At 67.7% G+C, this 22648-nt stretch carries 21 protein-coding genes and 1 pseudogene; 12 read left to right on the top strand and 10 right to left on the bottom strand.

The window, feature by feature from the left end:
- A partial coding sequence (locus ABIR74_RS13065) for a propanediol/glycerol family dehydratase large subunit (RefSeq protein WP_348178830.1) occupies positions 1-2120 on the bottom strand: 2120 nt, incomplete at its 3' end.
- A complete protein-coding gene (locus ABIR74_RS13060) occupies positions 2113-2523 on the bottom strand; it encodes a diol dehydratase small subunit (RefSeq protein ID WP_348178828.1) in 411 nt (136 codons plus the stop codon). The genes ABIR74_RS13060 and ABIR74_RS13065, both read right to left, overlap by 8 nt.
- A 26-nt stretch (positions 2524-2549) precedes the next feature.
- Here ABIR74_RS13060 and ABIR74_RS13055 point away from each other — a divergent pair, with 26 nt between their 5' ends.
- From ABIR74_RS13055 to ABIR74_RS13040, 4 genes are all read left to right on the top strand, one after another.
- The gene (locus ABIR74_RS13055) at positions 2550-3275 is read left to right on the top strand and encodes an SDR family oxidoreductase (RefSeq protein WP_348178826.1); all 726 of its coding nucleotides are present in this window, start codon (positions 2550-2552) and stop codon (positions 3273-3275) included.
- Positions 3276-3411: 136 nt separating this feature from the next.
- Positions 3412-4248 (top strand): fumarylacetoacetate hydrolase family protein, encoded by an 837-nt coding sequence (locus ABIR74_RS13050; protein ID WP_348178824.1) that lies wholly within the window; start codon positions 3412-3414, stop codon positions 4246-4248.
- The gene (locus ABIR74_RS13045; protein WP_348178822.1) at positions 4245-5708 is read left to right on the top strand and encodes an aldehyde dehydrogenase family protein; all 1464 of its coding nucleotides are present in this window, start codon (positions 4245-4247) and stop codon (positions 5706-5708) included. Before ABIR74_RS13050 ends, ABIR74_RS13045 begins: the two co-directional genes overlap by 4 nt.
- Entirely contained in the window at positions 5701-6636 is a 936-nt protein-coding gene (locus ABIR74_RS13040) for an NAD(P)-dependent oxidoreductase (RefSeq protein WP_348178820.1), read from the top strand. The genes ABIR74_RS13045 and ABIR74_RS13040 overlap by 8 nt, the downstream gene beginning before the upstream one ends.
- 84 nt (positions 6637-6720) lie before the next feature.
- Here the strand turns inward: ABIR74_RS13040 and ABIR74_RS13035 are convergent, their stop codons facing one another.
- The 4 genes from ABIR74_RS13035 to ABIR74_RS13020 form a co-directional block, all read right to left on the bottom strand.
- Entirely contained in the window at positions 6721-7887 is a 1167-nt protein-coding gene (locus ABIR74_RS13035; RefSeq protein WP_348178818.1) for an MFS transporter, read from the bottom strand.
- 126 nt (positions 7888-8013) lie between these two features.
- Positions 8014-8304: a putative quinol monooxygenase gene (locus ABIR74_RS13030; protein WP_348178816.1), complete on the bottom strand. Its 291-nt coding sequence runs from the start codon at positions 8302-8304 to the stop codon at positions 8014-8016.
- Positions 8301-8954, bottom strand: a complete 654-nt coding sequence (locus ABIR74_RS13025) for a GntR family transcriptional regulator (protein WP_348178814.1) — start codon at positions 8952-8954, stop codon at positions 8301-8303. The genes ABIR74_RS13030 and ABIR74_RS13025 overlap by 4 nt, the downstream gene beginning before the upstream one ends.
- Positions 8955-8966: 12 nt before the next feature.
- Entirely contained in the window at positions 8967-9614 is a 648-nt protein-coding gene (locus ABIR74_RS13020; protein ID WP_348178812.1) for a fumarylacetoacetate hydrolase family protein, read from the bottom strand.
- A gap of 99 nt (positions 9615-9713) precedes the next feature.
- Between ABIR74_RS13020 and ABIR74_RS13015 the strand changes: the two genes are divergently transcribed.
- The 3 genes from ABIR74_RS13015 to ABIR74_RS13005 are packed head-to-tail and all read left to right on the top strand — an operon-like array spanning position 9714 to position 13298.
- A complete protein-coding gene (locus tag ABIR74_RS13015) occupies positions 9714-11168 on the top strand; it encodes an FAD-linked oxidase C-terminal domain-containing protein (protein WP_348178809.1) in 1455 nt (484 codons plus the stop codon).
- The gene (locus ABIR74_RS13010; protein WP_348178807.1) at positions 11152-12048 is read left to right on the top strand and encodes an FAD-binding protein; all 897 of its coding nucleotides are present in this window, start codon (positions 11152-11154) and stop codon (positions 12046-12048) included. The genes ABIR74_RS13015 and ABIR74_RS13010 overlap by 17 nt, the downstream gene beginning before the upstream one ends.
- Positions 12045-13298, top strand: coding sequence for a heterodisulfide reductase-related iron-sulfur binding cluster (locus ABIR74_RS13005; protein WP_348178805.1), 1254 nt, complete (start codon positions 12045-12047; stop codon positions 13296-13298). The genes ABIR74_RS13010 and ABIR74_RS13005 overlap by 4 nt, the downstream gene beginning before the upstream one ends.
- Positions 13299-13329: 31 nt before the next feature.
- Here ABIR74_RS13005 and ABIR74_RS13000 read toward each other — a convergent pair whose 3' ends face one another.
- Entirely contained in the window at positions 13330-14133 is an 804-nt protein-coding gene (locus tag ABIR74_RS13000; protein ID WP_348178803.1) for a hypothetical protein, read from the bottom strand.
- 164 nt (positions 14134-14297) lie between these two features.
- On the opposite strand from ABIR74_RS13000, the gene ABIR74_RS12995 reads away from it, so the two are divergent.
- Both ABIR74_RS12995 and ABIR74_RS12990 read left to right on the top strand, forming a co-directional pair.
- Positions 14298-15428, top strand: a complete 1131-nt coding sequence (locus ABIR74_RS12995; RefSeq protein ID WP_348178801.1) for a sensor histidine kinase — start codon at positions 14298-14300, stop codon at positions 15426-15428.
- Complete coding sequence (locus ABIR74_RS12990; protein WP_348178799.1) at positions 15425-16081, top strand: response regulator transcription factor; 657 nt, start codon at positions 15425-15427, stop codon at positions 16079-16081. Before ABIR74_RS12995 ends, ABIR74_RS12990 begins: the two co-directional genes overlap by 4 nt.
- Before the next feature lie 90 nt (positions 16082-16171).
- On the opposite strand, the pseudogene ABIR74_RS12985 reads toward ABIR74_RS12990, so the two are convergent.
- From ABIR74_RS12985 to ABIR74_RS12975, 3 genes and pseudogenes are all read right to left on the bottom strand, one after another.
- Positions 16172-17503 (bottom strand): annotated as a pseudogene (locus ABIR74_RS12985) (MFS transporter).
- Positions 17428-18732 carry a hemolysin family protein gene (locus ABIR74_RS12980; RefSeq protein ID WP_348178797.1) on the bottom strand — a complete coding sequence of 435 codons (1305 nt, stop codon included), beginning with the start codon at positions 18730-18732 and terminating at the stop codon, positions 17428-17430. The pseudogene ABIR74_RS12985 and the gene ABIR74_RS12980 overlap by 76 nt, the downstream one beginning before the upstream one ends.
- Positions 18733-18775: 43 nt before the next feature.
- A complete protein-coding gene (locus ABIR74_RS12975; protein WP_348178795.1) occupies positions 18776-19729 on the bottom strand; it encodes an MBL fold metallo-hydrolase in 954 nt (317 codons plus the stop codon).
- Positions 19730-19817: 88 nt separating this feature from the next.
- Between ABIR74_RS12975 and ABIR74_RS12970 the strand changes: the two genes are divergently transcribed.
- The 3 genes from ABIR74_RS12970 to ABIR74_RS12960 form a co-directional block, all read left to right on the top strand.
- The gene (locus ABIR74_RS12970) at positions 19818-20495 is read left to right on the top strand and encodes a phosphoadenylyl-sulfate reductase (RefSeq protein ID WP_348178834.1); all 678 of its coding nucleotides are present in this window, start codon (positions 19818-19820) and stop codon (positions 20493-20495) included.
- Complete coding sequence (gene cysD / locus ABIR74_RS12965) at positions 20492-21403, top strand: sulfate adenylyltransferase subunit CysD (RefSeq protein ID WP_348178793.1); 912 nt, start codon at positions 20492-20494, stop codon at positions 21401-21403. The genes ABIR74_RS12970 and cysD overlap by 4 nt, the downstream gene beginning before the upstream one ends.
- 112 nt (positions 21404-21515) lie before the next feature.
- Positions 21516-22648 (top strand): GTP-binding protein (locus ABIR74_RS12960; protein WP_348178832.1); only part of this gene is annotated, 1133 nt, incomplete at its 3' end.

Genomic DNA, 22648 nt, shown 5'->3' with positions numbered 1-22648 from the left:
ACGGGCCCGACACGGTTCCCGAGTGCGTAGCCGGCGGCGTTCCGACCCATCGCTCGATAGCTCTCGAGCGAGTAGAGCGGCGACATCCCGAAGAGCTCGAGGTTGTCGAGAGGCTGCAGGTCGACGCGGTGGATCACCGCCGTTCCCTTGGACTGGATCCCGAGTGCGATCCCCGACCCCGAGAGCCGTGCTCCATCGTGCGCAATGAACGCGACGTCTGCGACGCGGCGCACGCGGACGATTCGCGGGCTCCCACCGCCCTCGGCGACGCCGTCGACGATCGCAGCGAGCACGTCGCCGTGATCGAGCCCGTTGATCGTCTCGCGGATCGTTCCCGAAAAGGCGGGTCCGACGGCAATCACGACCTCGGTCGCATCGGTACCCACTGCCGCATCGTCTCCCTCGACGACGATCGGCTGCACGGTGCGGGCGCCCGTTCCGAGCGTTGCAGCGTCGATCACGTGCGGGAGCGCCTGCAGGGCCTCCCAACGAGCCCCTTCGAGCCGATAGCCCGTCCCCGGACCGGTGTATGCGTTGGGGTCGTTGACTGCTGAGCGAACGGTCCCGTCCTTGTCGATCACTGCCGACGTCTGGAGGTAGTCGGCGGAGACGCGCTGCCGCTGCATGTCGACCACCGCGCGCGCCACATCTTCGAATCCGCGTCTGTCGAGAGCGAGGGCGACATCGAGCCCCGAGACCTTCCGACCCAGAGCGGCGTCAGCCGCAGCGACATCCGCGGCGCGATCGCGATCCGGCATGTCACTCGCGTCATAACCGATCGTTGCTGCGACCACCTCTTCGTCGCTGATCTCGGGTAGGCCGAGCTCGGCGAACACAGCCTGGATCGCGCGGGCCGCCCGCTCGCGGACGCGCGTCACCTCGGCCTCACCGACCGGTTCGATCCCACCGTCGACCTGCCAGTCCCGCTGGATCGTCATCCACTCGTCGAGATCGTCGGCGTCATAGTTGCCGCCGCCAAACGTGTTGTCGTGGCGCGGCATCACCGAGTAACCCGACGTGACGAAGTCCGTTCCGGGAAGGAACTGCCCCATCAGCTTGGCGGTCTTCCGGATCGCGGAGTGCGAGGCGATCGCATCGTTCCCGGATGCGACCTCGAGGTCGAGCCAGGCCGCGATCACGTTCTCCGCGAGGATCGCCCGTGTCCCCCCGGGGAGCGACAGCACGAGCGCGACGCAGGAGATCGAGCCGTTCTGCACCCCCTGCGAGCCGGCAGCGCGCACGACCGAGATGCACCGCGCCTCGAGGTAGAGCATCGACATCCCCTGCGTGTGCCCCATGAGCGCCTCCGACCCCGTGCCCGACGTGAAACGCACCTTCACTCCCCGCGACGCGTACGCAGCTCCGAGGAACGACTTCGACCAGGGCGTGTCGTCACCGTCGACGAAGACCTGCTCGGTGCCGTACACCGAGAGCGTCTCGGCGTAGGTGACGAGACCGTTGACGGCGAGCTCGAGGTTGCGGCGTTCCTCGACCGCGCACTGGGTCATGACACCAGGGCGCCCGGTCTGGGATCCGACGAGGAGCGAAATCGCGTTGAGCGGCGCGTAGCGCGCTACCCCGACCGTGGTCTCTATCTCGGCAAATCCCCGCGCCGCAGCCTCGGCAGCATCGGCGGCGAGAAGCGCAGGGCTCTCCTTCAGGTTGGTCACGTGCGCCTGGTTTGCGGGCGCCCGGCGGGCACGCAGCTTCTTGAGGGCGAACATGAGCTCGACGGGGTCGAGTAGCCCTGCGACGCGCGCAAGCTTGGCGGGCGTCAACCCTCGCGCCATCCTGACGCTCTCGGCACGCGGGACGTCGACGTCGACGAGCTTTCGTGCAACGTCGAGATCCGAGAGAGCCATCGCCTCGACGGCGACCTCGAGGTCGAGGCCGTGCGCCACGAGGAAGCGATCGATGACGTCGAACTCGGCCGCGGCACGACCATCCATGCGGACGACCACACCGTTCTCGACGACGAGCTCGGGTTCCGGATCGTTCGGGCCGTTCGCGGCGACGAGTCCGAGTTCGGGGAGAGGCGTAACGAGCGTCTCGCGGCGGAGCTCCTTCTCCGCGCGGGACGCGAAGCGAGCCGACCCGCCCGCGTTCGGTGCCTCAGGCACCGACAAGCCCCCGCTCGACGTACGCTGCCGTGGCCTCGCGAACAAACGCAGCCGTCAGCGGCGCCGCCCATCCGTCCAGCCGTCGCGCCCATTCGTCGAGCTCCGCTGCGGTCGACCGTCCCGGCCGCAGCGCCGTGTAGATCTCCAACAGTTCCTCGTCGGGGATGCGAGCGAGCTCCGCTGCACGATCGAGGTTGTCGGCCAGCTGCGTCCGCCCCGTCGCCCGGGCCACCTCCGCCTGCCGTCGCAGCGTCGCATGTGTCGCCCGGACGTCGGACGCAACGAGCGCCCCGGCGCGCGCGGCCTCGAGCGTGACATCGTCGAGCGCGAGGCCGGACGGGGTCTCGACGAGGTCGGGACGCCGGGATCCGAGTGGGTAGTCGACGGTTGGGTCGAAACTCATCCCCGAAACTTTATAGGCTGAGGCCCATGACAAACGATCATCGATTCTTTGGCCGCGTCGCATTCGTCACCGGCGCTGCGAGCGGCATCGGGGCTGCGACCGTCAGCCGCCTACTCGCCGAGGGAGCGAAGGTGGCTGCTTTCGATCTCCATGCCCCTACCACCGAGGGTGTAGTCGCCCTTTCCGGAGACGTCTCTGCCTCCGCTGACGTCGAGGCAGCAGTTACACGAGCAACCGCCGAGCTCGGCCCTATCGACATCCTCGTCTGCTCTGCCGGCGTCTCCGGAAACTCGCTCCGCACGAAGGACGTGAGTGACGAGGAATGGAGCCGCGTGATGGCGATCAACACCGACGGCGTCTTCTGGTGCAACCGGGCCGTCACGGCGGGCATGGTCGAGCGCGGTTACGGCCGTATCGTCAACGTCGCCTCGATCGCCGGTAAGGAAGGCAACCCGATGGCCGCTGCGTACTCCGCGTCGAAGGCGGCAGTGATCGCCCTCACCAAGGCGGTGGGAAAGGATCTCGCGCGCACCGGGGTGTCCGTCAACTGCGTCGCGCCAGCCGTGATCGAAACGGCCATGCTCGGCGACATGTCGCAGGAGCACGTCGACTACATGGTGGAGAAGATTCCGATGGGCCGCATGGGCAAGGCCGAGGAGGTCGCCGCGCTGATCTGCTGGCTTGCGAGCGAGGAATGCTCGTTCTCGACGGGCGCCACCTACGACATCTCCGGCGGCCGCGCCGTCTACTAGTGCGGGCCTTCACACCGTCACGCTCGCTTGCCCCCGAGGCATCGGACCTCCGTGGCCGTTCCCGGGAGAGGCTCCGCCATCTCCCCTACAGGTTCACGCTTCGAATGGTGCCGTCGTCGACAGGGCAGATCGCCTGATGCGACGCGTGCGCTTCGAGTCCGGCGACGGCGTGATCCACGAAGGGGCGGTCGTCCACCACGACGGGCGGCTTTGTGTCGAATCACCACACGGTTCGCGCGCGTTCCTCGTCGACGAGCGAACCCTCACGCTCGAGGCTCCGGCGACACTCCTCCGCCCGGTCGATCCGCCCGAAGTGTGGTGTGCCGGCGTGACGTACGAGCGCAGCCGCGATGCGCGGATCGAGGAGTCCGGCAGCGACGTCTACGCGCTCGTCTACGACGCCGACAGGCCCGAGCTCTTCCTCAAGGATGCGCAGTGCCGCCGCACCGTCGGGCCGGGAGAGCCGATTGCGATCCGCTCGGACGCGACGTGGAACGTCCCGGAGCCCGAGATCGGAGTCGTGCTCGGCGACGACCACTCGATCGTCGGGTACACGATCGGGAACGACGTCTCGTCGCGTGACATCGAGGGTGCGAATCCGCTCTATCTCCCCCAGGCGAAGGTCTTCGCCGCCGCGTGCGCTCTCGGCCCGGCCGTCTACGTGCCGGAGGACTGGGACGCCTCGCTCGCGATCGAGATGACGATCCACGACGAGCACGGAGCGATGCTGTTCGAGGGATCGACCTCGACGGCGAACATGAAGCGGACATTTCCCGATCTCGTCAGCTGGCTCGTCCGTGACAACCCGGTGCCGCCGGGAAGCGTGCTGCTCACCGGCACGGGGCTCGTGCCACCCGATGATTTCACCCTCCTCCCGGGTCACATCGTCTCGATTCACGTGCCCGAGATCGGCACGTTGACAAACCCCGTCGTGCGCGCTGCCGACATTCCCGAGAGGACGAACCACCGATGACCGAGACGGTTTCCGCGACGACTTTCCGCAACTTCATCGGGGGCAAGTGGAGCGCGAGCGCCTCTGGCGAGAGCTACGAGAAGCGCAACCCGTGGCGGCCCGATGAGGTCACCGGTGTCTACGCCGCGTCGATCGCCGACGATGCGATCGCCGCCGTCGAGGCAGCGGTCGACGCCTTCCCCTCCTGGTCGGCGCTTCCCGCCCCTGCGCGGGCCGCCTTCTTCTTCAAGGCGGCTGACGCGATCGAAGCGCGGGTGGAGCAGATAGCGCAGGACATGACCGCCGAGATGGGAAAGCCGCTGCGGGAGGCTCGCATGGAGTCGGCGCGCGCGGCAACGATCCTCCGCTACTCGGCCGGCGAGGCGTATCGACCGGCGGGCGAGGTCTACGAGCCTTCCGTCGGGAACCAGACGCTCTACACGCGCCGGCGTCCGCTCGGCGTCGTCGGGCTGATCACGCCGTGGAACTTCCCCGTTGCGATCCCGGTGTGGAAGCTGGCACCCGCTCTCATCTACGGGAACACGGTCGTGCTCAAGCTCGGCTTCGAGGCCCCGCGCACCGGTCTCCACATCGCCGAGTGCTTCGCCGAGGCGGGACTGCCGGCCGGGGTGCTGAACGTGGTCACGGGCTCGGGCTCGACCGTCGGCGCAGAGCTCGTCTCGAATCGCCACGTGCGCGCGCTCTCGTTCACCGGGTCGGTCGCCGTCGGCCACGCGGTGCGGAACGAGGCGACGGCGCGGAACTGCCGCGTCCAACTCGAACTGGGCGGCCACAACCCCTTCATCGTGATGGCAGACGCAGAGCTCGACCGTGCCACGGAGGCGGCGTTCGCGGGGGCCTTCTGGTCGGCAGGTCAGAAGTGCACCGCCACGCGACGAATCCTCGTCCAGGACGCCGTCTACGACGCGTTCCGCGAGAGGCTCCTCGCGCGCATCGCTGCCGCGAAGGTCGGCGATCCGGCCGACCCGGTGACCGAGGTTGGCCCCGTCGTTGCAGCAGGGCCGTTCGAGGAGATCATGACCGCAATCGAGCGCGGCAAGGGTGAGGGTGGCACCGTTGCCGCCGGAGGCGTTCGCGCGGACGACAGGGGGTACCTGATAGCGCCCACCGTCTTCGAGAACGTGGCGGACGACGCCTTTCTCTCCTGCGAGGAGGTCTTCGGGCCTGTCACCTCCCTCTATCGCTTCTCGACCCTCGACGAGGCGCTCGGACGTGCCAACGCGGTCGAGTTCGGCCTGTCCGCCGCGATCTTCACCCGCGACCTGCACGCGACCCAGCGGTTCGCGAACGAGCTCCAGGCCGGCATCCTCCACATCAACTCCCAGACCGCCGGCGCGGACGTTCACGTCCCCTTCGGCGGGCTCAAGAATTCGGCCTGGGGCCCGCACGAGCAGGGCCGCGCCGCGATGGAGTTCTACACGGAGACGGTCACGGTCTACCAGGACGCGCCCCTTGGCTGAACGAGTCCTGGTTACAGGAGCTCTCGGCTGCCTCGGCGCCTGGGTTGCCCGCTGCATCCTCGATGACGGTGACGAGGTGGTGGGCTTCGATCTGGGCGAGAACCGCGCGCGACTCGAGCTCGTACTCGGCTACGACGAATCGTCGGTCTCGCTCGTGAAGGGCGATATCACCGACCTTGCTGCCGTCGAGCGTGCGTTCGACGAGCACGAGATCACGCGTGTCGTCCACCTCGCTGCGCTTCAGGTTCCGTTCGTCCGCGCCAACCCCCCGCTCGGGATGCACGTCAACGTCGCCGGCACCGTCAATGTCTTCGACGCAGTCTCACGCCGGCTCGACCGCATTCCCTCGGTGACGTACGCGAGCTCGGCCGCCGTCTATAACCCGTCGGACGCCTCTCCCGCGCCGGAGGCCGGCGGGACGCGCCCCGCGACGCTGTACGGCGTCTCGAAGCTCGCGGACGAGGGAGTTGCACGCGTCTACCGGGCGGAGTCGGGCGTCCCGTCGATCGGCCTCCGGCCCTACGTCGTCTACGGGCCGGGCCGCGACCAGGGCATGACGTCAGGCCCGACGATGGCGATGCTCGCCGCCGTCCGCGGCGAGCCGTTCCACATCGGCTTCTCGGGCGACGCTGTCTACGACTTCGTCCCCGACGTCGCGCGAGCGTGTCTCATGGCTGCGCACTCGACGGACGGTACGACCGGGGTCTACAACACACCCGGCGCCCTGGCCGACGTCGGCGACATCGTTGCGGCCATCCAGTCGGAGGTTCCGGGGGCCGAGATCACGTGGGACGGTGACCGACTTCCATTCCCGCCGGCGATGGAGGCCGTTGGGTTCGATCGCGACGTGGGGCCGTTCCCGCGTACCTCGCTCGTCGACGGAGTGGCGGCGACCGTGGCGCACTTCCGGCGCGCCGCAGCGCACTGATGCACCCGTGAAGGCGCCTGGTTAAAGCAAGGCGAGCCTGTGGCGCGCGACGCCGGCGCCAACGAGCCTACGGTTTGATCGCGCTCAGACGGGTCTGGCCGACGGATGCCTGCGCGTGAGTGCCAGCAAGGCGAAGAACTGCGCCATCAGGAACGCCGCGGCGACCCAGAGCACAGCATCGAATGAGCCCGTCACGTCGCGGATCGCTCCCAGGACGAAGGGCGAGGTTGCGGCGATCGTGTACCCGAGTCCGAGCATCATCGCGACGAGTGCTCCGACTCTCGCAGGCGTGCGCTCGAAGTCGAGCGGCAAAGTCATCACGAGGGCAAACAGGCCGCCCTGCGCAATTCCCGCGAGCAGAGAGCCGAGATACGCGATTCCCGGAGCGGCCACGAGAATGACCGAGCCCGTGATGAAGAAGCAGCTGAGGCCGAGGAGAAACGGGCTGCGGCGGCCAGTGCGATCCGAAAGCCAGGGAATGAGAAATGATGCGGGGATCGCGGTCAGATTCATCATCGCGAGCAACACCCCAGCCTCGCCCGCCGTCCACCCACGCTCGGCGTACGCGTCCGGAAGCCACGCGTTGAGCCCGTAATAGGCGGAGCCCATCAACGCGAAGATCGCGACGAGGAGCCACGCCGTGCCGCTGCGCCACGGCAGCCGAGGCACGGTTGCCGCCGGAGCAGCGTGCGGCTCCTCCCCCCGGGTCAGGATCACCCAGGCAACGAGCGAGAACAACGCAACGCACGAGATCGCGATCAGAGCGCCCCGCCACCCACCAAACCACGCAGCCAGAGGGACCGCGAGAGCGGCCGAGCTCGTCGAGCCGATCTGGATCCCGGTCGTGTAGACCCCGGTACCCGTTGCGGGCCGCTTCTCGAAATGCTCCTTCACGGAGATCGGCGCGAGCGCGTTCCCGAGCCCCATTCCGATTCCGACCGGCCACGTCAGGAGAACCACGAGCCAGGCCGACGGCACCGTCGCCCGGAGAATTCCGAAGACGCCGATGAGGGCGAGCCCGATCGTCATCGCCCGCCGCGTTCCGATCTTCGCCGCGAGGTAGGCGGCCACGGGGGCGAACAGCCCCATGCAGAGCACCGGGATCGTCCCGAGGAGACCGACAACGGCATGTGACGTCCCGAATGCATTCTGGATCGAAGGGATGAGAGGCCCGACGCCCACTATCTGCGGACGCAGCGTCAGCGCGGCAAGGAAGAGCGCGATCAGGGTCGCATTGGCTCGGTTCGTCATGCGCGCGGCCCGTGAGGAGGCGCTGCACTCGAAAAACCCCGGCTCGGGAAGGGCCGCTTGCCAGCGACCATCACAGTGGGGCTTGCTGCAACGATCATTCCGGGTCTCACGTTGCAGCAAGCCTCACTAGACGAGCGGCGTCAACAGGTGCCGCTGCCGCGAGGCGAGGAGCGGCAGCGCCTGCTCGAGCACGAGCTCGCGAAAGTGGGAACTCGCCCCGTGAGCCTCGAACGCCTCCTGGTCGGCATAGCGCTCGAACAGGAAGAACGCGTTCCGGTCGTCCGGGTCGCGGTGCGCGTCGTACTGCAGGCATCCGGGCTCGGCGCGTGAGAGCGGCATCAGCTTGCGTAGCAGCTCCGCGACGGCATCGCTCTCACCGTCTTTCGCCACCCACGTCACTGCAAGAACGACGGTCATTTCCTGGCGGCGTCGAAATGACTGCGCATGAGCCGAGCCGAAACCTCGACGTGCTTTCGGCCCTCGCGGGCAGCAGCTGATGCGTTGCCCGAACGGATGGCGTCGATCAGCTTGGCGTGGCGCTCGGCGGCCAGCGTAGGATCCATGTAGGTGCCGTACAGCGAGATCGTGATCCGGCTCTCGACGCCGAGCGACTCCCAGCACTGGCGGAGCACCGAATTCCCGGCTGCCTCGACGACTAGCCGATGGAACGCGACGTCGTGCTCCACGAGCGACTTCGTGTCATCCCGTTTGACCGCCTTCTTCATCGCCTCCAGCTCGACCTCGAGGGCCTTCACGTCGCCGTCGAGGTTGACCGTTGCAAGACGCGCCGCGAGCTCCTCCAGCGAAGCGCGGACGGGATAGACCTCGGTCATCTCCTCCTCGCCAAACTTGCGGACCCGCGAGCCGCGGAACGGCTCTGACTCGACGAGTCGCAGCAGCTCGAGATCACGGAGGGCCTCGCGCACGGGCGCCTGGCTCGTGCCGAGCTCCTGTGCGATCCTCGTCTCGACGAGCCGCTCGCCAGGCTCGAGCTCACCGCTCGCTATCCGCTGCAACAGGACGTCCTTGACCTGCTCCCGGAGGACGGTGCGCGAGATGACCGCCATCAGACCACCGGCTTAACCGGCGATCACCGGGTTGGTAATCTCACCGACACCGTCGATCTGAATCGTGACCGTGTCACCCGGCTGCAGCAGACGCTTCGGATCGCGGAAGACGCCGACGCCCGCCGGCGTGCCGGTGAGAATCAGGTCGCCGGCCTCGAGCGTCGAGGTGCGTGAGGCGTAGCTGATGATCTCGTCGATCCCGAAGATCAGGTTGGCGGTCGTCGAGTCCTGGAGCGTCTCTCCCGAGACGATGGCGCGGATCCGCAGCGCGTGCGGGTCGGGAACCTCCGAGGCGGGAACGAGCGGGCCGACCGGGCAGAACGTGTCGGGTGACTTGCCGCGGGTCCACTGACCGTCCGCAAACTGCAGATCACGGGCCGAGACGTCGTTTGCAACGAGATAGCCACGCACGGCCTCGAAGGCGCTCTCTTTCGAGACATTCTTGACCGTCTGGCCGATTACGACGCCGAGCTCGGCCTCATAGTCGCACTGCTCCACGACCGAGGGGATCACGATCGCATCGCCGGGACCGATGAGCGAGGTCGTGTACTTCGCGAAGAACAGAGGAGCCTTGGGAAGGTCGACTCCCTGCTCCTCGGCGTGGTCCTTGTAGTTGAGACCAACGCAGATGATCTTGCCGGGACGATCGATAGGAATCATGCCGTCGATCCTACGCGACCGCCCGGGGCCGCGCCGACCGAACCCGCGATAATCGATCGTTGATTCCACACCGTTTTCGGCGCTGAGTAGACTCGGGGAATGCCGCTTTCCGACGCCGTTCGCGCCGAGCTCGAGGCCGCTGTTGGCGCCGACCATTTGATCAGCGAGCCCGAGCAGCTCCGCACGTACGACTGCGACGGCCTCACCGGCTGGCGAGCGATGCCCGAACTCGTAGTCCTCGCCGGCTCGACTGCGGAGGTGCAGAGAATCGTGCAGATCTGTGCCCGCGAGCAGGTCCCGTTCGTCGCCCGCGGTGCCGGCACCGGCCTCTCTGGCGGCGCGCTCCCTGTCGCAGAGGGCATCGTCATCTCGCTCGCCCGGATGAAACGGATTCTCGAGGTCGACATCCCCTCGCAGCGCATCGTCGTCGAGCCTGGCGTCACGAACCTCGACGTGAGCAAGGCCGTTGCCGCCGACGGGTTCTTCTACGCCCCCGACCCGTCGAGCCAGCAGGTGTGCACGATCGGGGGCAACGTTGCGGAGAACTCGGGAGGCGCGCACTGTCTCAAGAACGGCTTCACCGTGAACCACGTCACAGGACTCACGGTCGTGCTTCCCGACGGCGAGGTGGTCGAGCTCGGTGGCAAGGCTCTCGACCCGGACGGCCCCGACCTGATGGGGGCGTTCATCGGATCCGAGGGTACCCTCGGGATCGCCACCGAGATCACGCTCCGGATCCTGCGGAAGCCAGAGGCGGTGACGACGCAACTCGCGGCGTTCCCCTCGATCGACGCGGCCGGTGAGGCCGTCTCGGCAATCGTCTCGGCGGGGATCCTGCCGGCCGCGATCGAGATGATGGACCGGCTGACGATCGTCGCTGCGGAGCAGGCGTATCACCCCAACTACCCCGAGGGCGCCGAGGCGCTTCTCCTCGTCGAGCTGGACGGGATCACCGTTCAGGTCGGGGAGGACACGGCGTCGGTGGATCGCATCTGCCGCGAGTGCGGCGCCTTCGAGGTGCGGGTCGCCCACGACGACGCCGAGCGGGCGCTGCTCTGGCTCGGCCGAAAGGGGGCGTTCCCAGCGATGGGCCGGATGTCGCCCGACTACTACGTGCAGGACGGCGTTGTCCCGCGCACGAAGCTACCGGAGGTTCTGCGGCGGATCGGCGAGCTGTCCCGCGAACACGGCCTGCAGGTCGGCAACGTCTTCCACGCGGGCGACGGGAACCTCCACCCGCTCGTGCTCTACGACGCCGCGAAGGGTGAGACGGAGGCGGCCAAGGTCCTCGCCGAAGCGATCCTCGGAGCGTGCCTCGACGCAGGCGGCTCACTCACGGGCGAGCACGGCGTCGGCGTCGACAAGGCCTGTTCGATGCCGAAGATGTTCTCCGAACGCGATCTCGAGGCATTCGAGCGGCTGCGGCGCGCGTTCGACCCGGACGGGATCGCGAACCCCGGCAAGGTGATCCCGACGCCACGCCTCTGCGGCGAGGTGCCTGGCCCGTACCGACAGCACCCGCTGGAGATGATCGGCCTTGCCGAGCGTTTCTAGCCTCGCGGAGGCAGCCGCTGTCCTGCAGGCTGCCTCCGCGGAGCGCGGCAAGGTGCGGATCGGCAGCGATCTCGACGCCGGCGGGATGCGCGCCGTCCTCGAGCACGAGGCTGGCGACCTGACCTGCACGGTCGAGGCCGGGATCCGGCTCTCGGCCCTTGCGGCGGCGCTCGCCCCTCTGGGCCAACGTCTGTCTCTCGACCCTCCGGGCGACCCAACGATCGGTGCCTGCCTCGCCGACAATCTCTCGGGACCGCTGCGCCATCGATTCGGGGCGCCCCGCGACCTCGTCCTCGGCGTCACGCTCGTCCTCGCCGACGGCACGATCGTGAACGCAGGCGGGAAGGTCGTGAAGAACGTCGCCGGCTACGACCTCGGCAAGCTCGTGTGCGGCTCGCGCGGACGGCTGGCGTTCATCGGCCGGGTCAGCCTGCGCCTCCACCACGCTCCCATCGCGGCCGCAACGGTGGTCGTCGAGACGACCGACGCAGCGTCCATTGTCGCTGCGCTACTCGGATCCCAGCTCGTTCCGAGTGCAGTCGACATCCTCCACCCGGGTCGCGTCGCGGTTCTCTTCGAGGGCGGCGCGGCGGCGGTCGCCGCCCAGGTCGAGTCGACGAAGGCCCTCGTCGGGGGCGCCGAGGTCGATGCGTCTATCTGGGACGCGTCGCGGGAGCAGCAGGCGGTGTCCCTGGGCCGGTCATGGTTCGCGCCGGGAGAGCTGGGAGCATTCCTCGCGACCCGTGCCGCGGCCCTGGTTCGCCCCGCCGCCGGAATCGCGTACCTCCCGACGCCGACAGACGTCGCGACCCCAACCCCTGTTCTCTCGCTCGAGGAGCGCGTACGTGAGCGCTTCGACCCCCTCGAGGTGCTCTCGTGAGCGCCGCGCCCGACGTCCTCCGCTCCCTGACAAGCGACTGCGTCCACTGCGGCTTCTGCCTGCCTACCTGCCCGACGTACCTCCTCTGGAGCGAAGAGATGGACTCGCCCCGCGGCCGGATCCAGCTGATGGAGTCTCACCTCGACGGCACGATCACCCTCAACCAGACCGTCGTCGGGCACTTCGACAAGTGCCTCGGGTGCATGGCGTGCGTCACCGCATGCCCCTCGGGCGTGCAGTACGAGAAGCTGATCGAGGCGACGCGCGAGACGGTCGAGACGACGACCAGGCGCTCGTTCGGCGACCGTTTCGTGCGCGGCGCGCTGTTCAAGCTCCTCCCCTATCCGAACCGGATGGGGCCGGCTCTGCGCCTCGCCCCGCTCGGGCGCACGTTGCCGCTGCCCGGTCGGCTCGGGGCGATGACGGAGATTGCGCCGCCGTGGCGCTCGACCGAGAAGCCGAAGGAAGTTACGCCCGCGAGTGGCGAGACCCGCGGGCGTGTAGGCATTCTCACAGGTTGCGTGCAGTCCGTGGTGTTCGGAACCGTCAACGCGGCGACGGCGCGGGTGCTCGCGGCCGACGGCTACGAGGTTGTGGCGCCGCCGCAGGGCTGCTGCGGCGCGCTCTCGATGCATGCGGGCCGCGGCGACGAGGGCCGTGCGTTCGCCCGCCGGATTATCGAGTCGTTCGACGGCGTCGAGACCGTGATCGTGAACACCTCGGGCTGCGGCTCGCACCTCAAGGAGCTCGGCCACGTCCTCGGTGACGACCCGGCCTGGGCTGGGCGAGCCGCCGAATTCTCGACACGCGTCCGCGATCTCGGCGAGTTCCTCGCCGATGTCGAGCCGCGCGTACCCCGGCATCCGTTGAACCTGACCGTGGCGATGCAGGATTCGTGTCATCTCCGCCACGCGCAACGGCTGCCGGTCTCTTCCGTGACCTCGCTGCACCGGATTCCGGGGCTGAGGGTGATCGAGCCGGCGGAGCAGGACATCTGCTGCGGCAGCGCCGGGATCTACAACATCACGCAGGCCGACGCTGCGCGGCAGCTCGGCGACCGCAAGGCCGGCCACGTGCTCGCGACGCACGCGCAGGTGTACGCAAGCGCGAACCCGGGCTGTCTCGTCCAGGTCGCAACTGCGCTGCGCCGGGTCGGTAGCCCGCTGCCGGCACTCCACCCGATCGAGATTGTCGATGCCTCGATCAGGAACATCGGCGCGGCAGGCCTGCTGCGCGGCTCTCGCCGCTGAGCAGACCCGCCGCTCCTCGCATGGCGCGACCTCAGCGCGGCGTGAAATCCGCCTCGATCCCCGACTCGTCGTCGGAGAGGTGGTACGACCTTCCCGCCTCGAGATCGAGCTTGAGGTAGACGGACGTCCCACTCGGAATCGTCTGCATGGCACCAAGGATCGTGAAAGGCATCGGACCGCGCGGCTGCTTGCCCGTCGTCTCGATCGCCTTGGCCCACCGGTTGACGTCAGCCTCTGTCTTTCCGGGATTGATTGAGGTCAACTGGAACCCACGACCCGCTCCGGCACGATTGCGCAGCTCGATCGTCTGCGAGCCGGCAGAGAGCTGCGGCACGAAGAATCGCCTCTTCCCAGCCGTGATGACCGCGTTAGCCGCCGGAAGCTTCCGGCCCGAGTCGCCGACGACGGTGAACGAGCGCAGCATCCCTCGCTCGAGGTGTGACACACCCTTGTGATCCGGAATCCCGCAGAGAAAGAAGTACGTCCCGGGCCGAAGTACCCGGGTGATCTCGATCTCGGAACCCCGTGTCAGCAGCCCAGGCCCCCCGAGATCGTGGAGCCACGGTGTATCCTTGCCCGTCTCGAAAGAGCGTCGCGCCTCGGCCAACGTGTGGCCCGGGTCGATCCGCCCGAACGCGAACTCGTGCAACTCCCTTCCCTTGTTGCGGAACCGCATCGCGACGACGCCTCCCTTGACCGTGGTCGGCATCGCGTACGCGTAGTCGACGGCGTCGACTGTGACGGGGGCGCTTGCGGTTCCCGGTGCCGCAGCGCTGAGGCCAGACGCGGCGAGTGCGGCGATGCCGAGAACGGTGAACAGGATCCTGAGTCGCATCGGAAGTACCTCCATCGTTGGTGACCTCCCGAAGCTACGCCCCGGCGAACCGCCCGTCATCGCCACGCCCGGCGATCCTCGCTCACTCTCCTGGGTGATCTAGTCACAGCGGATCGCTCTTGCGGCCGATAGCGCTGCGACCTCCCACCGCGTACCTTCTAACCGTGTTGCAGCGCATCCCCGAGCTGAATCTCCGCTACGGCGACCGGGTCCTTGCCACTGGGCTCGTCGCGCTGATGATCGTCCAGGTTCTCTTGCTCGACATCTCGCGCGCAAACACGGCCCTCGCGGTTGCAGGGGCGCTTGCGTTGCTCGTCCCATTGGCACTTCGCGTTCGGATGCCGCTCACGTTGATGCTCGTCCTTCTGGCCGTCGGTGTGATGGGCCAGTGGTTGCCAAAGCGTGTGCTCGATGTCGAGGCGTTCGGCCTGATCGTGCTACTCGTCGTCTACAACGGCGGCGCCCATACGTCGGGCCGTCGAGCTTGGGCTGCAGGAGCAATAACGGTCGTCTTCGGAGTCGTGGTGCTCATCACCGATCCAGACGGACTGGCACTAAACGGCATCATCTTCTTCACGCTCCTCTTCGGCGCACCATGGCTCGCCGGCTACGTCGTCCAGCGCCGCCGACTCGGCGAGACGCTCATGCGACACGAACGCGACGCCGCCGAGGCGGCGATCGTCGACGAGCGCGCTCGCATCGCGCGCGAATTGCACGACGTCGTAGCCCATGCAATCAGCGTGATTGTTCTGCAGGCCCGCGGCGGCAGGCGACTGCTCGACACAGAACCCGAGGAGACGCGCGGTGCGCTCGACACGATCGAGCACACGGGCGAGCAGGCGCTCGTCGAGATGCGGCGCCTCGTCGGCCTGCTGCGTGAAAGCTACGACGAACTCGCGCTCGCACCGCAGCCAACGCTCTCGGAGCTCGATCACCTCGTGGATCAGGTGCGAGCGGCCGGGCTGCCCGTTGAGGTTTCCATCGAGGGCGAGCCTGTCGAACTGCCTCCCGGGGTCGACCTCTCGGCGTACCGGGTCGTCCAGGAGGCGCTGACGAACGCCCTCAAGCACGCGGGGCCGGCGAGCGCGCGTGTGCATCTGCGCTATACAGCCGAAGTCCTGGAGGTCGACGTCAGCGACGACGGAAGAGGCACCGGCAACGGAGACGTAGGCGGCTACGGCCTCGTTGGGATCCGCGAGCGAGTATCGGTCGTCGGGGGTCAGCTCGAGGCCGGCCGCCAGACGAACGGCGGCTTTGCCGTCCGGGCGCGCCTGCCGTATGCGAGTGACCGATGATCCGCGTCCTCCTCGTCGACGACCAGTCGCTCGTACGGGCTGGTTTCCGGATGATTCTCAAAGCCGAAGTCGGGATCGAGGTGGTCGGCGAGGCGGGCAACGGCGCCGAGGCCGTGACGAGCGCGCAGGAGCTCTCGCCCCACGTAATCCTGATGGACATCCGCATGCCGGTCATGGACGGGATCGAGGCGACGCGCCGCATCGTCACGAGCGAATCGAGCCCACGAATACTCGTACTGACGACCTTCGATCTTGACGAGTACGTCTACGGCGCACTTCGCGCCGGCGCGAGCGGGTTTCTCCTCAAAGACGCCCCGGAAGAACAGCTCGTCTCGGCGATTCAGGTGATTGCTACGGGCGGTTCGCTCTTCGCCCCGTCGGTGACGCGACGGCTGATCGAGGAGTTCTCGCGCCGTGACGGCAACGCCGCGCCGCCGCCCGCCGTCGAGGCGTTGACGTCACGTGAGGTCGAGGTGCTCCGCCTCGTCGCACGAGGTTTGACGAACGCAGAGATCGCCGCCGAGCTCGTCGTCAGCGAGCACACCGTCAAGACGCACGTCGCCCACATCCTGCAGAAGCTCGACCTCCGCGACCGCACGCAGGCGGTCGTCGTCGCCTACGAGTCGGGGCTCGTGCGCCCGGGCGACCGGTAGCGCTCGATCATCTCGTCGAGCCGCCGGTCGGGGTCGGCGCGGTGTCGCCTGATCGTCCGTCGTTCGCCGGGTGTCACCGCAAGACGCTCTTCAGGCCGTGTCCGCCGCGGCGGGCCGAAGATCGTCCAACCGGTCGACCTGTGCGAGCGCCGGGAAGAAGCGCGACCACGTCACGGCGATCGCGATCGTCACAACTCCTCCGATCACGACGGCAGGGACGGCGCCGACGAGCGCCGCCGCAACGCCGGACTCGAACGCCCCGAGCTCGTTCGACGCGCTGATGAAGACCATCTCGACTGCATTCACACGCCCGAGGAGCTCGTCGGGCGTAACGAGCGGCAGGATCGTCTGCCGCAGCACCACGCTGACCATGTCGACGGCCCCACCGGCGACGAGGGCGAGCAGTGACAGCCACATCGTCTGCGAGAGCCCGAAAACGACGATGGTGACGCCGTAGAGCCCGACGACGAGAAGGAGCGTCTTCCCCGCCCTTCGGCGTACCGGCCAACGGGTCATCACGATCGCGGCACCGAGCGCACCCACTGCCGGAGCGGCCCGCAGAACGCCGAGCCCTGCGGGGCCGACTTCCAGGACGTCCTTCGCGAACACCGGGAGCAACGCGACCGCGCCGCCGAACAGCACTGCGAAGAGATCGAGCTAGATCGCGCCAGAGAGGACGGGCGTGCGCCGTACGAGTGCCACGCCTCCGAGCACGCTCGCGAGGTCGGGTGAGGAACCGCCGACCGGGTCGCGCCCGGCCCGCAGAAACATCGTCGCGAGCAGCGCGATCACCGAGAGCAGAGCGGCGATCCCGTACACGAGCTCGGAATGCAGGGCGAAGAGAAGACCCCCGATGGCCGGCCCGACGATCACCGAGGCCTGGAATACCACCGATCGAAGTGCGAGCGCCCGAACGAGGATCTCGCGCGGCACGAGTGACGGCGTGAGCGCGCGAGAAGCGGGAGCACCGAGTGCCGCGGCGACTCCTGTCGCAAAGGCGAGCAGGAAGAACGGCCACGTCTCGTCGGCACCCCCGCGCGTGACGGCGAGCAGTCCCAGCATGATCGCAGTCTCGAGGGCGATCGCTATCGCGAGCAATGTGCGTCGTGGGAAGCGATCGGCGAGATGCCCTGCAGGGAGCGCGAGCAACGGGAGCGGGATGAACATCGCGAGCCCCACGAGCCCGAGGTCGAGCGGATTGCTCCGAACGGCGTACACCTGCCAGCCGATCGCGACGAACGACATCTCGATCGCAAAACCCGACGCGAGCATGACGCCGAGGAAGAGGACGAAATCGCGATGCCGGAGCGGCGAGTCGCCCGGCCCCGCAGACGAACGCTTGCGGTCTACGCCGCCTCGCCTTCCGCGCCGTCGGACGCGGGCGTTGACAGGAACTGCACCTCGAGGCGCTGGATCCGCGATCCTTCGACCTCGACCACAGCGATCCGTAGGCCGTCGGTCAGCACCTCGTCACCCGGTGCAGCGGCACGCCCGATCTGGTCGAAGACGTACCCGGCAACCGTGTGGTAGTCCTCGTGCTCGAGCGCCGTCCCGAACTCCTCGTTGAAGTCGTCGATCGGGAACGTGCCGTCGATCCGGATCGTCGTCTCGTCGACGCGCTCGACGGACTCGTCGGGTAGGTCGAACTCGTCCTCGATCTCTCCGACGATCTCCTCGAGCAGATCCTCGAGCGTGACAACGCCGACGGTCGATCCGTACTCGTCGACAACGACCGACATGTGCTGGTTCGTACGCCGGAACTCGGCGAGAAGCGCAGCCAGATCCTTGGTCTCGGGAACGACGTAGGCGGGACGGAGCAATGCTGCGAGCTCGACCTCGGCGATCGTGCTGTCATGCAGCGCCGACACGAGGTCACGAACGTGGAGGATCCCGACGATCTCGTCGAGCGACTCCCGGAAGACCGGGTAGCGGGTGTACGGCGACTCGAGCACTGCGCGGAGAGCCTCCTCAGGGGCCATTTCGATCGAGATTCCGACCACATCGGGCCGAGGCACCATGACGTCCGATGCCTCCTTGTCGGCGAAGTCGAAGACCTTGTAGAGCATCTCGCGCTCGCCCTGTTCGATCTCGCCGTGCGCGGTCGACATCTCGAGCAGCATCCTCAGCTCTGCCTCCGAGTGGGCCTCGCCCTCGGTCTTGGCGGGATCGATACCGATCGCGCGCTGAGCGCCGTCGCTCGAGCGCTGCAGGAACCAGATGACCGGCTTGAACACGAAGAAGAACGCGCGCACCGGAACCGAAACGCCGAGCGCAATACGTTCCGCGTAGCTGAGGGCAAGCCCCTTGGGAACGAGCTCACCGACGACGACATGCATGAATGTGATGATCAGGAACGCGAGCAGGACGGCGAAGAACGTGCCGAGGTAGATCCCGAACAGCTCCGAGAGCACCGCTTCGCCGATTGCGCCGATCGCGAGCGAGGTGAGCGTGACACCGAGCTGCATTGCCGCGATGAAATGCGGCGGATCGCTCGTGATCTTCATCACTGCACGCGCCGGACGGCTTCCCTCGTCTGCGAGCTCCTTCAGCCTCGTGCGCCGGACCGTGACGAGCGAGTACTCGGCGGCGACGAAAAAACCGTTGAGCAGGATGAGCAGGGCAACGCCGAGCAGCTCGAGTGAAACCGTCATGCCCCGGTCTCCGGAGCCTCGGTACTGGAAGGAAGGTCGCGCACTACTGCGCGGCAGTATAGGAGACGACGCCGACGTGCCCACCGTCGACCGCGTCGTGACGCTCGGCTCTCCCGTCGCGGACGAGCCGTTCGAGGTGGGAAAGCGTCTCCGCGACGGCAAACCTTCGGGCGGCCGGCCCGAGATCGACGCCAAAGAGCGGATACGACACCTCGTATCCGGTCCGAGGCTCGGCCCGGAGCGCAGACGCTGCGAGACGTAGACGCTCCTCGTGGTGCGCGATCAGCTCACGCGACCGGCCGACGGGGTCCGTAACGGCTTCTCCGTGCCCCCCGTAGGCGATCGTGGGCTCGAGCTCGATCGTTCGCTCGAGCGCCTGGATGTAGTCACCGAGCGGATCGGGTCGACTCTCGGGCCAGAGCCCCACGGTCGGGGTGATACGGGCGAGCAGGTGATCGGCGGCGATCAGGACGCCATCCTTCAGCAGCGTCAACTGGCCGTCGGCGTGGCCCGCCGCGCCGACGAGCGCCCACCCGTGCAGCAGCTCTCCATCGGCAACGAGCTCCGTGTCCGACACGGGCCTGATGAACGGTCGGTACCGCGCGCCCTGGCCGATCAGCTCCTCTGTGACGCCCTCGGGGACACCGTTGCGCTGGAACCACTCGGCCAACCGATCCGACCACGCATCGTTCTCCCAGACGATCCGCGTCTGCTCCGCATCGACACTCCCCTGCACGGTGCGTGCGCCCGTCAACGCGCGGACGTCGGCTGCGGCACCGAGGTGATCCGGGTGGAAATGCGTCAGAAACGTCGTCACGACGGGTGCGTCGAGATTGTCGAGGACGGCGGCCCATGTCTCCTTCGCATCCGGCAGCCCGAGCCCTGTATCGACAAGCATGTATCCGTCTTCCACCGGAACGAGGTAGCAGTGGACGTGGTCGGGCCTCATAGGCAGCGGCATCGTTACCCGCAGGAGACCCCCAGGAAGCTCGTCCACGTGTCGACTCTATCCGCTCTGATCGCGAGCGCGGGTATTACTTATGCAACGAATAAACAGTCCTCATCTACTGATAGTGTCTTGGGTGATGGAGACCGACCTTCGTACCCTCGTCGGCGCGGCCGATCCCGAGGCGCTGTCCGCACCCGAGATCCTCGGTGTGATGGTCGAGCACTTCCACCCGAACCTCTCGCTCGCCTGCTCGTTCCAGAAAGAGGAGTCGGTCCTGCTCGACATGCTCCTCGACATCGAGCCGGATGCCCGCGTGTTCGCCCTCGACACGCACGTCCTCTTTCCCGAGACCTACGACGTCTGGCGGCAAGTGGAGCAGCGCTATGGCATCAAGGTCGAGGTCTACGAGGGACCCTCGCTCGGCCGCCAGGCGGCAATCCACGGCGACGCTTTGTGGGCGTCGAACCCCGCGCTCTGCTGCTCGATCCGCAAGGTCGGCCCGCTCGGCCACGCGCTCGGCGGTCTGGAGGGCTGGATCACGGGTATGCGCCGCGAGCAGTCGCCAACGCGCGCGAACGCGACGAAGCTCGGCTGGGACGAGCGCCACGAGCTCTGGCAGGCGAACCCGCTCGCCGACTGGACCGAGGCGGCAGTCGACGCCTACGTCGCGGAGCGCGAGCTGCCCGTGAACGTCCTCCACTCCCGTGGCTACTCATCGATCGGCTGCACCCACTGCACCACGCCCGGCACGGGCCGCGAGGGACGCTGGACCGGAAGCGACAAGACCGAGTGCGGGCTGCACGCCGACGCATGAGCACGAGCCGTCACCGTTCCCACCTCGACGAGCTCGAGGCCGAAGCAGTCCACATCATGCGCGAGGTCGCAGCCGAGCTCGAGCGACCGGTGCTTCTCTTCTCCGGCGGGAAGGACTCGATCGTCCTCCTGCGTCTCGCCGAGAAGGCGTTCCGCCCCGGGCGTTTCCCCTTCCCCTTGATGCACGTCGACACCGGGCACAACTTCCCCGAGGTGGTCGAGTACCGTGACCGTCGCGTCGACGAGCTCGGCGAGCGCCTCGTCGTCGCCTCCGTGCAGGAGTCGATCGACAGGGGCCGTGTCGTCGAGCAGACGGGGCCGCGCGCCTCACGCAACCAGCTGCAGACGACGACACTCCTCGATGCGATGGAGTCGAACCAGTTCGATGCCGCGATTGGAGGCGCCCGGCGAGACGAGGAGCGCTCGAGGGCGAAGGAGCGGATCTTCTCGTTCCGCGACGACTTCGGCCAATGGGATCCGCGTGCGCAGAGGCCCGAGCTGTGGAGCCTCTACAACGGCAAGATCCGCAAGGGCGAGCAGGTGCGCGTCTTCCCGATCTCGAACTGGACCGAGCTCGATGTGTGGCAGTACGTCGCCCGCGAGAGCCTCGAGCTACCGTCGATCTACTATGCGCACGAGCGCGAAGTGTTCGAGCGCGACGGAATGCTCTACGCCACCTCCGACGTGATCGAGCGCGCCGACGACGAGGTCGCATTCCAGGAGTGGGTGCGGTTCCGCACGGTCGGCGACATGAGCTGCACAGGTGCCGTGCGCTCGCACGCCACCTCGTTCGACGACGTCGTTGCGGAGATCGCAGCGACCCGGGTGACGGAGCGCGGCGAGACCCGCGCCGACGATCGCGCCTCCGAGGCTGCGATGGAGGACAGGAAGCGTGTCGGATACTTCTGAGTTCGGCGACGCGGACGAGAGGGCGGGACAGGTCCCGCCCCTACAGGAGCTCGGCTCCGCCGCACTCCTCCGCCTCGTCACGTGTGGCTCGGTCGACGACGGCAAGTCGACGCTGATCGGCCGGCTACTCTTCGACACGAAGCAGGTGTTCGTCGACCAGATGGAGGCGGTCGAGGAGACGAGTGAGCGACGCGGCGACGGCTACGTCAACCTCGCACTCCTCACGGACGGCCTGCGGGCCGAGCGTGAGCAGGGCATCACGATCGACGTCGCCTACCGCGGCTTTGTGACGCCGCGGCGCCGCTTCCAACTCGCCGACGCGCCGGGCCACGTGCAGTACACGCGCAACATGGTCACGGGCGCGTCGACGGCCGACGTCGCCGTCGTGCTCGTCGATGCTCGGAAGGGTGTGATCGAGCAGACTCGACGCCACACTCTGATCGCCTCGCTGCTCGCTGTCCCCCACCTCGTCTTCGCGGTCAACAAGATGGATCTCGTCGACTACGACCAGGGGCGCTTCGACGAGATCGCGCGTGAGCTGGACGAGCTCACCGGCATGCTCGGCGTGAAGGACGAGGTCGCGATCCCGATCGCAGCGCTCCACGGCGACAACGTCGTCGACGCCTCCGAGCAGATGCCCTGGTGGCAGGGAGGTACGCTTCTCCATCACCTGGAGGAGATCGAGCTCTCGGGCGATCGCAACCTCGTCGACCGCCGCTTTCCCGTCCAGTGGGTGATCCGGCCGATGGCCGAGGAGTACCACGACTATCGCGGCTACGCGGGGCAGGTCGCTGGTGGTGTATGGCGCGCGGGTGACGACGTGCTCGTGCTGCCCTCTGGCCTGACGACGCGCGTTGCGTCCGTCGAGACGTCCGACGGGCCGATCGATGAGGCGACGCCGGGAATGTCCGTGACGATCCGCCTCGAAAACGAGATCGACGTGCCACGAGGCGACATGCTCGTCGACCCGGACGATCAGCCGATTACTGCGCGCGCGCTCGAAGCGACCATCTGCTGGATGAGCGAGCGGCCGCTGACCCCCGGCGCGCGCTTCGGCGTCAAGCACACGACACGAGTCGTGCGAGCCGTTGTCGAGGGCATCGACGGCGTCGTCGACATGGACACGCTCGAGTACCGCGACGCGACCGAGATGGCGTTGAACGACATCGGCACCGTCCGTCTACGCCTCTCGGGCCCGCTGATGGTCGACGCCTACGCGGAGAACCGTGCCACGGGCGCGTTCAT

The organism is Gaiella sp., from assembly GCF_039915195.1.
Lineage (GTDB): Bacteria > Actinomycetota > Thermoleophilia > Gaiellales > Gaiellaceae > Gaiella.
The sequence above is the reverse complement of the archived record's forward strand: the minus strand, read 5'-3'. Positions and strand labels throughout refer to the sequence as shown.